The organism is Actinophytocola sediminis (genome assembly GCF_054779715.1).
On record NZ_BAAGXS010000009.1, the window covers coordinates 102,141 to 116,124 of the forward strand.

Annotated in this window: 12 protein-coding genes and 1 pseudogene; 5 read left to right on the forward strand and 8 right to left on the reverse strand. The window is 68.1% G+C overall.

Features of this window, described 5'->3' with window-relative positions; translation table 11 throughout:
• Window positions 1-44: 44 nt before the first annotated feature.
• Window positions 45-851 (forward strand): SDR family NAD(P)-dependent oxidoreductase, encoded by an 807-nt coding sequence (locus tag ACYVIP_RS05695; protein WP_460392747.1) that lies wholly within the window; start codon window positions 45-47, stop codon window positions 849-851.
• On the opposite strand, the gene ACYVIP_RS05700 is transcribed toward ACYVIP_RS05695, so the two are convergent.
• Both ACYVIP_RS05700 and ACYVIP_RS05705 read right to left on the reverse strand, forming a co-directional pair.
• Window positions 826-933 carry a hypothetical protein gene (locus tag ACYVIP_RS05700; protein ID WP_460392749.1) on the reverse strand — a complete coding sequence of 36 codons (108 nt, stop codon included), beginning with the start codon at window positions 931-933 and terminating at the stop codon, window positions 826-828. The two genes, ACYVIP_RS05695 and ACYVIP_RS05700, sit on opposite strands and share 26 nt — an antisense overlap.
• A gap of 9 nt (window positions 934-942) precedes the next feature.
• Window positions 943-1,669 (reverse strand): annotated as a pseudogene (locus ACYVIP_RS05705) (Scr1 family TA system antitoxin-like transcriptional regulator).
• Window positions 1,670-1,759: 90 nt separating this feature from the next.
• Here ACYVIP_RS05705 and ACYVIP_RS05710 point away from each other — a divergent pair.
• The 3 genes from ACYVIP_RS05710 (at window position 1,760) to ACYVIP_RS05720 (ending at window position 3,288) form a co-directional block, all read left to right on the forward strand.
• On the forward strand, window positions 1,760-2,149 hold the full coding sequence (locus tag ACYVIP_RS05710) for a hypothetical protein (protein ID WP_460392751.1): 390 nt from the start codon (window positions 1,760-1,762) through the stop codon (window positions 2,147-2,149).
• 58 nt (window positions 2,150-2,207) lie between these two features.
• A complete protein-coding gene (locus tag ACYVIP_RS05715) occupies window positions 2,208-2,399 on the forward strand; it encodes a hypothetical protein (protein WP_460392753.1) in 192 nt (63 codons plus the stop codon).
• 67 nt (window positions 2,400-2,466) lie between these two features.
• On the forward strand, window positions 2,467-3,288 hold the full coding sequence (locus tag ACYVIP_RS05720) for a hypothetical protein (RefSeq protein ID WP_460392755.1): 822 nt from the start codon (window positions 2,467-2,469) through the stop codon (window positions 3,286-3,288).
• Between the two features lie 24 nt (window positions 3,289-3,312).
• On the opposite strand, the gene ACYVIP_RS05725 is transcribed toward ACYVIP_RS05720, so the two are convergent.
• The 6 genes from ACYVIP_RS05725 to ACYVIP_RS05750 all read right to left on the reverse strand — a co-directional run bounded on the left by ACYVIP_RS05725 (window position 3,313) and on the right by ACYVIP_RS05750 (window position 13,134).
• Complete coding sequence (locus ACYVIP_RS05725; protein ID WP_460392757.1) at window positions 3,313-8,244, reverse strand: DNA repair ATPase; 4,932 nt, start codon at window positions 8,242-8,244, stop codon at window positions 3,313-3,315.
• Window positions 8,241-10,217, reverse strand: coding sequence for a flotillin family protein (locus tag ACYVIP_RS05730; protein WP_460392759.1), 1,977 nt, complete (start codon window positions 10,215-10,217; stop codon window positions 8,241-8,243). The genes ACYVIP_RS05725 and ACYVIP_RS05730 overlap by 4 nt, the downstream gene beginning before the upstream one ends.
• 19 nt (window positions 10,218-10,236) lie before the next feature.
• Window positions 10,237-10,776 carry a hypothetical protein gene (locus ACYVIP_RS05735; protein WP_460392761.1) on the reverse strand — a complete coding sequence of 180 codons (540 nt, stop codon included), beginning with the start codon at window positions 10,774-10,776 and terminating at the stop codon, window positions 10,237-10,239.
• Window positions 10,777-10,938: 162 nt separating this feature from the next.
• Window positions 10,939-11,211 (reverse strand): GlsB/YeaQ/YmgE family stress response membrane protein, encoded by a 273-nt coding sequence (locus ACYVIP_RS05740; protein WP_460392762.1) that lies wholly within the window; start codon window positions 11,209-11,211, stop codon window positions 10,939-10,941.
• Window positions 11,212-11,317: 106 nt separating this feature from the next.
• The gene (locus ACYVIP_RS05745) at window positions 11,318-11,593 is read right to left on the reverse strand and encodes a DUF6752 domain-containing protein (protein WP_460392764.1); all 276 of its coding nucleotides are present in this window, start codon (window positions 11,591-11,593) and stop codon (window positions 11,318-11,320) included.
• The gene (locus ACYVIP_RS05750) at window positions 11,581-13,134 is read right to left on the reverse strand and encodes a class I SAM-dependent methyltransferase (RefSeq protein ID WP_460392766.1); all 1,554 of its coding nucleotides are present in this window, start codon (window positions 13,132-13,134) and stop codon (window positions 11,581-11,583) included. The genes ACYVIP_RS05745 and ACYVIP_RS05750 overlap by 13 nt, the downstream gene beginning before the upstream one ends.
• Window positions 13,135-13,609: 475 nt before the next feature.
• On the opposite strand from ACYVIP_RS05750, the gene ACYVIP_RS05755 reads away from it, so the two are divergent.
• Window positions 13,610-13,975 carry a hypothetical protein gene (locus tag ACYVIP_RS05755; protein WP_460392768.1) on the forward strand — a complete coding sequence of 122 codons (366 nt, stop codon included), beginning with the start codon at window positions 13,610-13,612 and terminating at the stop codon, window positions 13,973-13,975.
• Window positions 13,976-13,984: the final 9 nt, after the last annotated feature.

The window sequence follows — 13,984 nt, forward strand, 5'->3', positions numbered from 1 at the left end:
GTGCTAACCTGTTCCGGAACACAGGTTCCGGAACAGGAGGCGGCATGCGGACGATCGTGATCACCGGCGGCACCGACGGCATGGGGGCCGCGCTGGCCAGGCACTTCCTGGAAGCGGGTGACCGCGTGCTGGTGATCGGGCGCAGCCGCGCCAAGTTCGACGCGCTGCTCACGACCGTGACCAGCCAGGCGCGGGCGGAGTTCGTCGCGGCCGATCTGTCGTTGGTCGCCGACAGCCGCCGAGTGGTCAAGCACGTGTTGGCGAACTACGAGCGACTCGACGCACTCGTGCTCGCGGCGTCGTTCATCCGGCAACGTCGACACGTCACCGCCGAGGGGCATGAGGCGTCCTGGGTGCTGTTCTTCGTCGCCAAGTACCTGTTCGTCACCGGACTCGCCCCGCTGCTGCGCGCGGCCGGTCGGCCGGTGATCGTGAACACGGCCGTTCCCGGCGCGCGCGCCGACGCGATCGACTTCGACGACCTCGAGTTGGCCGAGGGGTTCACCTTCACGAAGTCCAACGCGCGGCAACGTCGAGCCAACGAGCTGCTCGGCATACTTGCCACCAGGGAGAACCCGGACCTGGCCTACGTGACCTGGGGACCGACTCGGCTCGTCCGATCCAGCTTCGCCGGCGAGGTCGGCCTGGGCATGAAGGTCGCCGCCGCCATCTTCGGGACGCTGCTGGGCCAACGTCCCGATGCCGCGGTCCGCCCGATCATCGAGATCATCGACATGCCGACCCCGGGAAGGACCGCCTACCGCGGCGCGCGGAAACTCCCCCTCACCGTCGGCACCCACGACGACGAGGACGCCGCCCGCCTCGCTACCGCGTGTAAATCGTTAACCTGATCAACGCGGCACGGTTCACGGTCATCGTGACTCCGGGGTTCTTACTGTCCCGAATAGCGGCAAGATCGTGCCGGACCTCCACACATGACCATCACCTCTCCAACAGTTTCCTGATCAGGTTTCGACTTCCATCCTTCGGAAGGGCGACCTGGTCCAGCCTGCCGAGATCAGCGGTGTACCTGTCGGCTTCATGGATATAGGTGGCACCCGGCGCCATCTCGACATGCACGACGGGTGGCGTGTGCGAGAAACGCATCCAATGCCAACTGTGCAACACCAGCACCTCTGTCTGTCGCTGTGGAATGACCCGTACGCCCGCGATACCGATCTCCTGACAACGAAGAAGATGCATCAGCTGTTTCCTGTGCGCGCGCGGTCCGCCCCACGGGGTCCTTGTCGGACGCGCCATCAGCGGCCATTATCCCTACCGCTGCCTCATACACCTGAAGCAAACCCGGAATGGCCGCCGGGGCAACGGTGACTATTTCGGTCGCTTCCGCCTCGAAGCTGGCCAATGTATCCCAGCATCCGACCATTCCGGGGATCGGAAAATCCCACCAACCAGGCGACGACGCCGCCGCCAGCTCAGCGAGCAACGGATCACGCTCGATGGCCGGCAGGCCCCAAGCTGTGACCAAAGTAGCGAAGTCCTGGACCGAGACCTGCCGTAGCCCACGTTCGGTCCGACTCAGTTTCGATCCATGCCACCCCACCAGCTTCGCCGCACGTTCCAGCGACAACGCGCAACGCTCGGTACGGATCACCCGCAACCGAGTTCCCCACATCCGATCACGCGTCCGCGGCTTCATCTCCGACATCCCGACCCCTTCCCGACTACGGGATTCGCAGCACTCTGCTGAGTCCGAACGTACCTTGTCTCCGAGCAGACAGAACACCGAGGAACGGGTATGAACGGGCAACCAGAACTGGACGTGCTGTTGGAGAAAACCAGTAAACGCGGCTATCTTTGGCACCGTTTCCGGGACGACCAACACGGCCCGGAAGTACTCGCCGGAGTGTTCCACTGGGACAACTGCACCGATGTGCTGGTGCTCGTCGATGAGAAAAGCACACACGCGTACCGAACACCAACCGAACCCACCATAGACGTCTTCGCGCCCACCCATGTCCACTGGTGGTACGGCCAAAGCGGCATGGTCTGGGTCCTCCGCGCCCTACTCACCCTCCCCTCTCCCCACGAGCAGAACGGCTTGTCAGCGCTGGTCCCCGCGCCGAAAGGCACCGGCGTACCCGGCGACCGGGTACCCGTCCGCATCCGCAGCTGGCTGGGCCACTGATCCCGCCACCAACCACACCATTGGAGGAAACCCCTTGACAGCAACACCATTCGCCCTCGTGAGCGCCGAGAACCGCGACCAGATATTCGCCTACGGACTGGACATCGACCTACCGTCCGGCCGCGAGGTCGTCACCTTCCGCCGTGACCACACCGGACACAGCATGTTCGGCGTCCACCAGTCCGTCGAGTCTGCCCGGCGCCGGTTCAGCGTCGTCACCCCACTGGAACTCGTCTGGGAACCGAACTAGGCGACCGCCCCCATGTCGGGTAATTGCCTGACACAGTTCGCGGTCAACCAGAATTAGATTTCTGACAATGGGAGAACGAACCAGGAATCTTGTCGCGCTCGCGCTCGTCGCACTGGCGGTGGCGACCGCGTGCGGTGACGGCGGATCGATCGCGGGCACACCGGCCACCGCCGGCAGTGAGCACACCGGTGGCTCCGCCAACCGGGAGAAGATCTCCAGTGCCGACGAAGTGATCAAGGTCGTCGACCGGGGGTTCGTCCACTATGGCGTCAACCGCTCCTCCGGACACAACACCGCTTATCTGAGTTGGGGTCTCGTCGTCGAGAACGTGTCCGACGACGTGGCCGTCTCCGTCCGGGTCGAGGCGGACTTTCTCGACGAGAACGGCGAACTCGTCGAGGAGGCCGGCAACGACTTCACCGTTCTGCTGCCCGGCCAGCAGCTGGGCGCCGGCGGCAGCAACTCCTACGATGGCCCGATCGTGAAGGACATGGACGTCCGGGTCAGCATGATCGGCTCACTGGACACTCCGGACGGTCAGCTCCACCGGGATCCGCCAGGGGACTATGTCACGCTGGCCGCGGACAACCCCGCCGCCAGACCTTCCTCCGACACCCACGAGGTGGTCACGGTCGAGGTGACCAACACCTACGACGTGCCGTTGACGCCCAAGGTGACCGCGGTGGTGCGAGACACCGACGGCGTGCTCGTCGGTGGCATGGGCAACAACGACATGGACGAGGAGATCCAGCCGGGTGACAGCGCAACGGCCAAGCTCAGCCGGGACGTCCAGTTGCCCCGGCTCGCCACCGGCACCATCGAGTACTACGTGGACCCCGCCATCGGCTGGATCGTCACCACGGATCCCCTGTGGGAGGAACTGGGCTGAACCCACGCCACGTCCACGCCCGGCTCACTCGGCGGACGCCCGCAGGATCGCCGACTCCACCTGGCCGACCCGGTCGGCGAGCAGGCCCACCGCGCCGATCGCCCGGCTCATCGGGTCGTCGCCGGCGCCGCCGAGGGCCTTCTCGCGCAGGTAGGCGGACTTGACCTCGGCCCAGCGTGCGGCCTGGGCATCGGTCTGCTTTCCGCGCAGCAGGGCCAACTTGAGCAGGTTCGCCTCCGCGCCCGCGGTGAGGGTCTGCGCCTCGCCGAGGTAGTGGTCGTCGATCAGCGCCTCCAGCTCGGCGTCGTTCATCACCGGCACGATGCGTTCGGCCAGCTTGTTCATGTTGCGGTAGGAACCCTGGAGCTGGAACGGCGGCTCGGTGCGGGACGAGTCGGCCTGCGCCGCCGAGGCGATGTAGGCCTGGTTGTTGGCCAGCACCACCCGCTGTACCCGCAACAGTTTGCGCAGCACGGACAGCATCTGGTCCAGCTCGACCGCCGAGTACGGGTGGGACAGCTGCTCGGTGCGCACCGAGTCGTCGCCGTTGGCCAGGCGCACCAGCAGTTGGATGTCCCCGCGTTCCCGTGTGGACAGTGGGGCCAGCACCGGGTTCGACGTCAGGGAGTTCTCGACGTAGCTCAGTGCGAACAGCTCTTCCTTGCCGGACAGCACATCGCCGAGGTTCCACACGTCGGCGCGGTTGGCCAGCATGTCCGGGATGCGGAACCGCTTGCCCTGCTCGGTGTACGGGTTGCCGGCCATGCACACCGCGAACCGCTTGCCACGCAGGTCATAAGTCCTGGTGCGGTCCTGCCAGACGCCTTCCATCCTGCGCTGCGCGTCGCACAGCGAGATGAACTTCTGCAGCAGCTCCGGGTTGGTGTGCTGGATGTCGTCCAGGTACAGCAACGCGTTGTTGCCGAGCTCCAGCGCGAAGCTGATCTTCTCGACCTCCTGGCGGGCGGTCGCGTTCGGCGCGTCGGCCGGGTCGAGCGAGGTCACGTCGTGGCCGAGTGACGGGCCGTTGATCTTGACGAACACCAGGCCGAGCCGGTTGGCCACGTACTCCATCAGCGTGGTCTTGCCGTAGCCGGGCGGGGAGATCAGCAGCAGCAGGCCCATCTGATCGGTGCGCTTGTCCTCGCCGGTCGCACCGAGCTGCTTGGCCAGGTTGTCGCCGATCAGCGGCAGGTACACCTCGTCGAGCAACCGGTTGCGCACGAACGCGCTCATCACCTTCGGCCGGAACTCGTCCAGCCGCAGCCGGGCGCGCTCGCGGGTCACCAGGTCGTTGCGCAGCTTCTGGTACGCCCGGAACGCCGGCACCCGCTCGTCGCGGAAGCGCCGGACCCTGGTCAGCAGCTCGTCGAGCCGCAGCGTCAGCCGCCGGTCGACGATCCTCGGGTGTGCGCCGAGCAGACCGTCCACAGTGGCCGACAGGGTGGCCGACGATTCGTGCCGGGGCAGCGTGGCGCCGCACAGCTCGATCGCCACCGCCTCCGGCAGGTCCGCTTCGGACACGCCCTCGGCGGTCGGCAGGAACGCCGAGAACCACGCGTGCACGAGTTGGTGACGGGCCTGGAGATCGTCGCCCATGGCACGCAGGTCGGCGTCGAAGTCCTTGCCGCGCCCGCCGAGTGAGCGGCGGAACTTCGCGACGATCGCGCGGGCGCCGGCGCTGGTCACGAAGCCGGCGGGGGTCGAGCCCAACTCCTCGAACAGGTACTCGGCGGCCAGCACCGACGGCGCGGCGAGGCCGGCGTCCCGGTGGAACTCGGCGAGCGCGCTGGTCAGCTCGGCGCACAGCTCACCGATCGCGGGCACCGTGCCGAACGCGGACCTCGCCCTGGCAAGGGATCCGGCGCGGGTGGTCCACCGCTCCCTGGCCGGCTCGTCGGTGCCGAAGGTCCAGAACAGTTGTGCGGCGGCCCTGGCCGCCGGCGGGTAGCGCAACAGCCCGGCGCCGGCCGACAGGCGCAGCAGCACCGCCAGGATCGCGGCCGCGTCGTGGTCGTGCACGCCCCGCTCGTAGCCCTCGTCGTAGCGCGCCTCCGCGGCCTGGCGCACGGTCACCAGCAGGTCGTCCTGGTCGTGGCCGGCGCCGAGGTCGTCGAGCACGCTGGCGGCCAGGTACTCCGCCCGGCAGACCGCCGCCGACTCGGAGACCAGCAGCTGGTCCCAGAACTCCCTGGTGGCCTCGAACTCCGGGTCGGTGACCGGTTCCCGGTAGTCGGTGCCGGTGACCGCCAACGACATCCGGCCGTCCTTGGGCACCAGCGTGAGGTCGATCGCCTGGGTGTTGACCGCGAACCGGTGCCGGCCGAAGCGCACGGTCTCGCCACCGTCGGCGAACAGGTCGGCGCGGTCACGCAGGGACCGGCCGGCCTCCTGCCTGGCCGCCTTGAGCCGCCCGGCCAGCTCCTCCGCACGCACCGCGTCGTCCAGCGCGCGCAGGTCGTCGGCGACCGCGCGGACCTTGGCCACCATGGGATCGGAGGCGAAGTAGGTGTTGATCTCGTCCAAAGAGGACAGCGTGGCGACCCGGCGGTTGACGCTGGTGAGGATCCGCTCGGCGGAGTCGACCAGCCGGTCGGCCCGGCGCGCCTGCTCGTCGACCAGCGCCTGCTTGCGAGAGGAGAACGCCTCGTAGACATCGGTCCGTTTGGCCGACAGCTCGGTCAGGAAGTCATCGAACTCGGCGAACCTGGACTCCAGGTTCTCCAGGCGCAGCAACAGTTTGCCAAGGCCGTCGTCGCAGCGGCGCGGGGTGTCGGCGACCGCGAGCGCGCCGGTGATCGCCTGGCCGAGCAGCGCGAACTCGGCGGCGAACGCGGCCCGGCCCTCGGTGGACAGCAGCGCCTTACGCCGACCGTCCAATGTGGCCCGAGCGCGGTTGACCCCGCCGAGCACCTCGCCGATCCGTTCCAGGATGGTGGTGCGCACGGTGGCGTCGGCGATGTCCAGCCCGCCGACGACCTCGGTGACGATCTCCAGCCCGGCGGCCTGCTCGGCCAACCGCTCGCCGACCGGACCGGCTTCGGCGACCGTCGCGATCTTCTCCGCGTCGGCGATCAGCGCGTCGACCTGCTCGTGGTAGCCGGAGAAGGCATCCGGCCCGCGCAGGAACTCCACCGCGCGGTTGGCCGCGGCGTCCAGTTCGGACTCCAGCAGGGCCGCCAGCTCGTCGATCCGCGCGGTGTCCACGTAACGCAGCTCGCGCAGGGTCACCAGCCTGCCCTGCGCGCGGCGCAGCTCGGCGAGCTGCCCGACCCACTGGTCGGCCGACTTCGGCGCCTCGCCCCGGACCCGGCGCACCAGCGACCGGCACTGCTCGTCGGCCCCGGTGAGCTCCTTGGCCGCCGCCGCGGTCAGCGTCTGCACGGTCTCGAACTCGGCGAGCACCTGCTCGGCGGTGGCCCGCACGTCCGCGACCGGGGTCCGCAGGTCGCCGAGCTCGGCCTCGCCCAGCCAGTGGTAGTTGTCGAACGTCCTGCTGCACGCGGCGATCAGGCCCTCGAACATGGCCGTCGACGGCGCCATCTCGCCGATCATCCTGGTGACCGAAAGGCAGTCGGACACCCCGCGCACCAGGTCGGCGTTGCCCACCCGCTCCAGCGGTCCGGTGCCGACCGGTTGCGCGGCGGCGAAACTGTCGGACACGTACGGGGTCTGCCACACCTGCATCGGGTGCACCCGCGTCGGTTCCTCGGACTCCGCGCGGAACGCGACCAGCGTGCCGTCCTCGAACAGCGAGTACCCGTGGCAGGGCAGCGGGGTCGCGACCTCCTTACGGATCACGTTGTACGGCAACAACAACGAGCGGCCGTCCCGGCGGGCGTGGAAGACGTAGACCACGTCCTCGCCGTTGGGTGAGCGGATGACCCGCTCGAACTCCAGGTCGTCGGTGGCGGTGTCGAACGTGCGGGACACACCAGTCGTCAGGTAGTAGCCGCCGGGGAAGATCAGCCCCTGGTCCTCCGGCAGCCGCTGGCAGGCCTGCCCGATCCCGTCGAGTCGCACCACGGACTTGGTGCGGGTGTTGTAGACCAGGTACCGCCAGGTCTTCTCGTTGTAGGGCAGGATCTTCAGCAGGATCAGCGGGCCGACCCGCGCGTAGCGCACGTCGGCGTCGGCCAGGCTCTGCAGCTTCTCCTCGACCGGCTCGCGGTAGATCCCCTCGCCGACCTCGGTGTTGTTCTCGATCTTGACGGTGAGGTCGCCGTTCACCGTCTCGATGAAGACCTCGTCCTCGATCGCGATGTGCGGATGCCGCCCGAGCACGTGCTGTTCGCGGGTGGTCTCGACCCAGGTGAAGTCGTGCGCGGCCGGGAACACGTGGTCGCGCTCGCCCGCGTTGTCCAGATAGGAGATCGAGCCGTCCGCGCCCACACGCCAGCGCAGCACCTTGATGTCCTCGGTGCGCGGGCCGGTCTGGAAGATCGCGAGCAGCTTGCCCTCCACCGGGCGCAGCTGCAGCAGCCGGGTCTCCCGGTAGTAGCGGTACAGCTCGGTGAAGTCCCGCCGGAACCGCTCGTCGCGCAGCAGCTCCGGCCGTTCGTCCTGCCCGGCGTCCTCGAAGCGGAACGCCTCGTCGTCGCGGGTGAACCGGTGCAGGGAGAACACGTCGTCGACCGTGGTCTCCGGCTTGAGACCGATGAACACGTTGTAGCCGAACAACATCAGCCCACTGGCGACCTCGCCGTCACTGTCCGGGACGGACACGATGTCGCGCGGCACGCAGTTGTTGGCGGTGCGGATCCGCTCCGCGCCGACCAGCCGCAGCTCGGTACCGCCGAACACCTCCAGCCGCCTGGCGTTGAGCGACTCCGCCCGGCGGGTCAGCTCACCGGCCTGCTCGGCGAGCCGGGCGCGCAGCACCTCGTAGGTGCGCGCGTCCAGCCCGGCCGGTCCTTCCACAGTGGACGCTGGCGCGTCCTCGGCGGTGGTGGTCACGAGTTCGGCGCGATCACGGCCGCCGAGTTGTGGTTGTTGTCCGGCGCGCCGATCGGCAGGCTCTTCAGGTCGACGCCGTCCTTCATCATCTTCATCAGCAGCGCGGACATCGAGATGTTCTTGACGTCATCGGTGTCCATCGAGCCGAGGATCTGCTTGATGTCGTCGGTGAAGTTGGCCGAGCCGTTCAGCCACGGGCCGGCCAGCGTCCTGGCCACGTCGGAGTGCTGCACGAACCCGTCGATGCCCTTGCCGAGCGCGATCGAGCCGACCAGCTTGTCGAAGAACACCGAGTCGCCACCGACGATGTCGATGTCGGCGGTCTCCAGGCCCTTGGCCAACACCTCGGCCTGTGCCTGCGCGACCTCGCGCTGTGCCTGGATGCCGGCCATCCGGACGTCCTTGTCGGTCTCCAGCCGGATCCGGAACTCCTCGTGGGTACGGGTGGCGTCGTCCATGGACGCGAGCGCGGCGGCCTTCTCAGTGAGCCCCTCCGCCTCGCCCTTGAGCTTCTCGCGCAGCGCGTCGGCGCCGGCAAGTGCCATCTCCCGCACCACGATCGCCTCGGCGCGGCCCTCCTTCTCGATGACCTCGGCGCCGCGCTCGCGCACCTGCACCTCGGCCAGGCCCTCGGCCGCGGCCTCGGCCTGGATCCCTTCGGCCAGGCGGATCTTGGCCGACGCGTCGAGCTCGGCGGCCTGCTGGCGCGACTCGGCGAGCAGCAGGTTCTCCCTGGCCTTGAACTTGGCCGCGGCCTCCGCCGCCTCGGCCGCCTTGATGTCCTTGACCAGGTTCTCCTGCGCCTGCGCCTCGGCCCTGATCACCACGGCCTGGCGGTCACGCTCGGCCTCCTCGACCGTGCGCAGCCGCTTGATGTTCTCCTCCTGCTCGGCCACGGTCTTGTCGACCGCGATCCGCTCCCGGACGACCTCGGCGACCGTGCGCTTCTCGACCTCGACCTCTTTGTCCTTGGCCGCGTTGGCCATCGCGATCTCGCGTTCCCTGGCGACGACCTCGAGCTGGCGGTCCTTCTCGATCCGCTCGGTCTCGATCGCGATGACCCGCTCCCGGTTCTTCTCCGCGACGGCGACCTCGCGGGCCCGGTTCTGGTCCTGGATACCGAGATGCTCGTCGGTGCGCAGGTTCGCGGTCTGGGCCTTGAGCCGCTCCTCGGCCTGGACCTTGGCGGTCTCGGCCTCCTCGCGGGCCTTCATGGTGTCGATCTCGCGGCGCTGGCGGTTCTCCGCGTCGGCCTGCCGGCGTTCCAGCTCGAGGATCGCCTCGCGGGCGTCCACGTTCTGCTTGGTGATCTCCTTCTCCTCGGTGCGCTGGAACTCGTTGGTGCGCACGTGCTCGATCGCGGTCAGCTCGGTGATCTTGCGGATGCCCTGTGCGTCCAGGATGTTGTTGCTGTCCAACTGGGACATCGGGGTCTGCTCGAGGTAGTCGATCGCCGCGTCCTCGAGGCTGTAGCCGTTGAGGTCGGTGCCGATGACCGCGAGGATGCGGTCGCGGAACTCGTTGCGCTTGGTGTAGAGGTCGACGAAGTCGAGGTGCTTGCCGACGGTCTTGAGCGCCTCGGAGAACTTGGCGGCGAACAACTCCTGCAGCGTGCCCTGGTCGCTGGCCCGCGCGGTGCCGATGGCCTGGGCGACCTTGATGACGTCCTCGCTGGTCTTGTTGACCCGCACGAAGAACGTGATCCGGATGTCGGCCCGGATGTTGTCCTGGCAGATGAGACCTTCCTGCCCGGTGCGGCCGATCTCGATCGTCTTGACGGAGATGTCCATGTACTCCGCCTTGTGCAGCACCGGTAACACGACCGCGCCGGTGAACGTGACGTGCACGTTGCGCACCTTGGACACGATCAACGCCCGGCCCTGCTCCACCTTGCGGAACAGGCGGCTGATCGCGACCAGCAGAATCAGCAGGACGGCGACGACCACGCCGATCGCGATGAAGATGACCTCCATTGTGGACCTCTCTGTGATGTCAGGCCGGCGCGACCCAGAAGAACTCGCCGTCGGTGTCGTAATCGAAGATCAGCGCCCGGCCACCGGCGGTGAGCGTGTGCTCACCGGTCTGGCGCACCTGGACGATCGCGGAGGACCCGTCCGCGGCGGTGACCTCGGCCTGGCCGAAGTCGGCGGAGACCCGGCCGGTGCGGATGACGCACTCGCGGCCGACGAAGTCGTTGCGGGACGGCTCAACGCCGGTGGAATAGAGCCTGCGCAGTGGGGTGGCCACCAGGCGGGCGGCCAGCAGACCGAGGAACAGGCCGAGCACCAGCACACCGATGCCGGCGACGGTGCCCGGCAGGCCACCGAGATCGGCGAACACCAGGCCACCGGCAAGGCTGGTGAACCAGGCAACCACGATCAGTACCGAACCGGTGACGGTGAACGGCACACCGCCAAGTCCCAGCCCGTCACCGAAGCCGCCGCCACCGTCCCCGGCGAACAGTTCGACGTCGAACGTGCCGAGCAGCACGAGCAACCAGTACCCGATGACGAGCACGAGCAGAAACGTCATTGGTACAGCGGGAAAAGACAGCGCAGCGTCGAAGAACTCGCCCATCCGCCCTCCCCCTGGCCTGCTGTGGCGGGACTATACCCAGCACAAACCACCAGCCAGGGGGAAAAGTGAGAAAATCCGCGCGGCGGGTTACCGCACTGTGACGTTGTCCCAGTTGGACTAACGCTGAGGCTGGCGCGCCCGCGCGCGCGTGAGCAGCGAGACGCCGCCGCCGGCGAACACCACCTGCAGCGCGATCTCGGTCCAGTCGATGCCGGCGGTGTCCGCGACGCCGATCAGGCCGGCCACCCCGGTGCCGACGACCGCGCCGACGACGCCGACCAGGATCGTGGCCAGCAGCGACAGCCGGTGACGTCCGGGCACGACCGCGCGCCCGAGCCCGCCGATGATCACGCCGAACACGATGGCGCTGATGATTCCGGTGATCTCCACGATGTCCTCCCTCGACCCCGATGCTGCCAACCAAGCATCGGCCGGAAGGGAGGTCGCCGCATCGGGCATCCCCCGGAGTTCGACCCTGAGCCCGGGTCCCGGCGGACTAGAAGGAGTCGCGGTTGTAAGCCGCGAGGATCTTCTTGATCTTCTCGTCCTCGCGGTCGGCCGCCGGCACGAGCACCTCGGTCACCACGTCGGTCAGCTCGGCGAGCCGCTGGTGGAGCCTGCGGGTCTCCTGCACCTCGAGCTCCAGCTCGGCTACCCGCTCGCGCAGCTTGCGCAGCTCGTCCTGCACACCGGTTATCCTGGCCAGACGCCTGGCCTGCTTGCCGACGACATCCATGGTGCGCGCGCGCAGCTTGGACTTCAGCGTTTCCATGTGGCCACCAGCCTGCATACGTGTGGGTCCTCGTTCTTGTAGACGGCGAAGCCGTGGCCGGCCTCCCGGTGCTCGATCTGCCCGCCGCGCGCCTCGATCTCGCCGACCACGACGTCCGGGTCGAGGTACTTGCGGAAGTGCTCGCCGAAGACCTTCTCCGCCTTGGCGTCCTGCCCGGTGCGGAACTCGAGGTAGAACCGGCCGCCGCGGCGCAGGCACATGCTGGCCACCCGCCACAGGTTGTGCCGGCCGAAGTCCTCGAGCGCGTGGATCAGGAACCGGCCGTAGAGCACCGGCGGCTGGTCGCGGTGGGCGAACTCGGCGCCCATGGCCAGCACCTGGCGCACGTCGTAGAGGTTGAAGGTCTTGAACCTGGCCGGCAGCTCCTCCTTGGCGGCGGTCTTGCCGGCGCGTTCGGTGGCCGCGGGGATGTAGTCCATGCCGAGCACGTCCCTGCCCTGCCTGGCAAACCACAGCGAGTCCCGACCGGTACCCGACCCGATGTCCACAATGGAGGATTCGGCGTCCTCACGCTGGTGCACCCACTGCGCGAACGGGGACGGCTGCTCGGCGACGGTGGAGCTGGACCGTCCGAAGTAGAACGGCCACCAGTGCCCGCGGGCGGTGTTGTTGCCCCTTGCCCAGCCGTCGAGCCGGCGGCGGACCCGGTGTGGGGTGGTGAACTTGAACGACGGGTCCGGGATGCGCCAGTGCGGGCCGTAGGTGATCTCCAGCAGCGCCTCGGGGTTGGCGGGCGCGGTGATCCGGCGGCCCTCCAGCACGACCTCGCCGAGCGGGAGGATGGTGGCGGTGTCGAAGTCCGGCGCGTGCACCTCCGGCATCAGGTAGAAGGTGCCCTCCACGACGAACCCGGCGAACACGTCGATCGCCCGGCCGCCCTCCGGATCGGGCACGATGACCTTGAAGTCGGCGGCGGAGAAGCGCCACGTCCAGTAGCCGGCGCGGATCATGATCCGCTCCAGCGCGTAGGACTCACGCGCGACGTCGACCGGGCTGGTGTGCCGGCTGAGGTAGGCGACGTCGGCGTCGGAGTCGTGCGGGATGAACGAGCCGTCGCGGACCGCGCCGAGCAACGCGCCGAACGCGAGGAAGGCGTCCACGCCACCCTCGTCGCGCAGCCGGGCCAGGACGTCCTCGATGGCGTCGAGCAGGGCGTTGACCGTGGCCTCCCCACGCTCGGCGAAGCCGCACTGGAGGTCGCCGCCCTTGTCGACGATCAGCGGGCGGCCCTTGGCGTCGACGATGTTCACCCGGGCGTCGGTGTCGTCGAAGGCGTACTCACCGTCGAAGAGCACCCGTTCGGTGAACCGCTCGCGTACGGTGACCTTGCCGGTGCCGGTGAGGAAGGGGCGCAGGCTGCCCGGCCAGCGCGCGCGCCTGCGGGCGCCGTCGACCTTCGCGTCGCGACCGGCGTCGAACGACCAGACCCACTTGCCCTCGAAGAGCACGTCGATGACCGCCTGCTGGGCGGCGGCCACCAGGACGCCGTCCCGATCGACGCTCGCGACATCGGAGGGCACAGCGGAAGCACTCCCGGCGTCGGGGAGGCGTCTTTCGGTTTCGCGCATGATCCGCGCACTCTAACAGTGGGTGAAGCTTCAGTGGAATTCTCGTGAACTACTTGGGTGACGGTGACGCACGCCCCGATAAAGACTCCGGACCTCACCGTACGTAGCGTCCGTCGCTCTCGGTGACGAGGGGTTCGGTGGCGGCCGTGGGCAACCTCAGGCGAACGTTCGCGTCCTTGTTGTGGATCAAGAACAGTTCAGAGATTGGTCGGGGTTGGGGATCGCAATGAGGATACGTGGTGTCATCGTCGGCTTGTTCGTGCTTGGAGTGCCGTTTCTCGCTGGCTGTACGGGATCGGACAACACGGTGGGAGACACCGGCGGGAGCGACACCAAACCAGCCACTTCAGCCGCGAGCGGGACGAGCTCGCCACCGGATTCCGATATTGTGTTGGGGTCCAACGGATATGGTCAGTTCACTCTTGGGATGAGCAAGCAGGCGGCGCTCGCCGTCGGTGGCCTCACCGAGCGCGGTAACGACGGCGGGTCGTGCATCGCGTATGCCGTCGCTGACGGCGGACGTGTGGTCATCTCGGAGAAGTACGGCGCGGTAATCATCCAGGCGCCGTCAGGAGCGCACACGCCGGAAGGCATTGGGGTGGGATCGACGTTCAGCCAAGTGCTGGCCGCCTATCCCGACGCCACCGAGTACCAAGATGGGTACCTGGACGGGGCGTATCTGTTCGACGTTCAGGAAGGGCAGGGGACCTCCTCCGGCGACCTCGACACCGCAACGGTGGGCATGCTCAAGGTCCATGGCCAGAAGTCGGACTGCGCGGGCGCCCTTGGCTGACTGGAACAG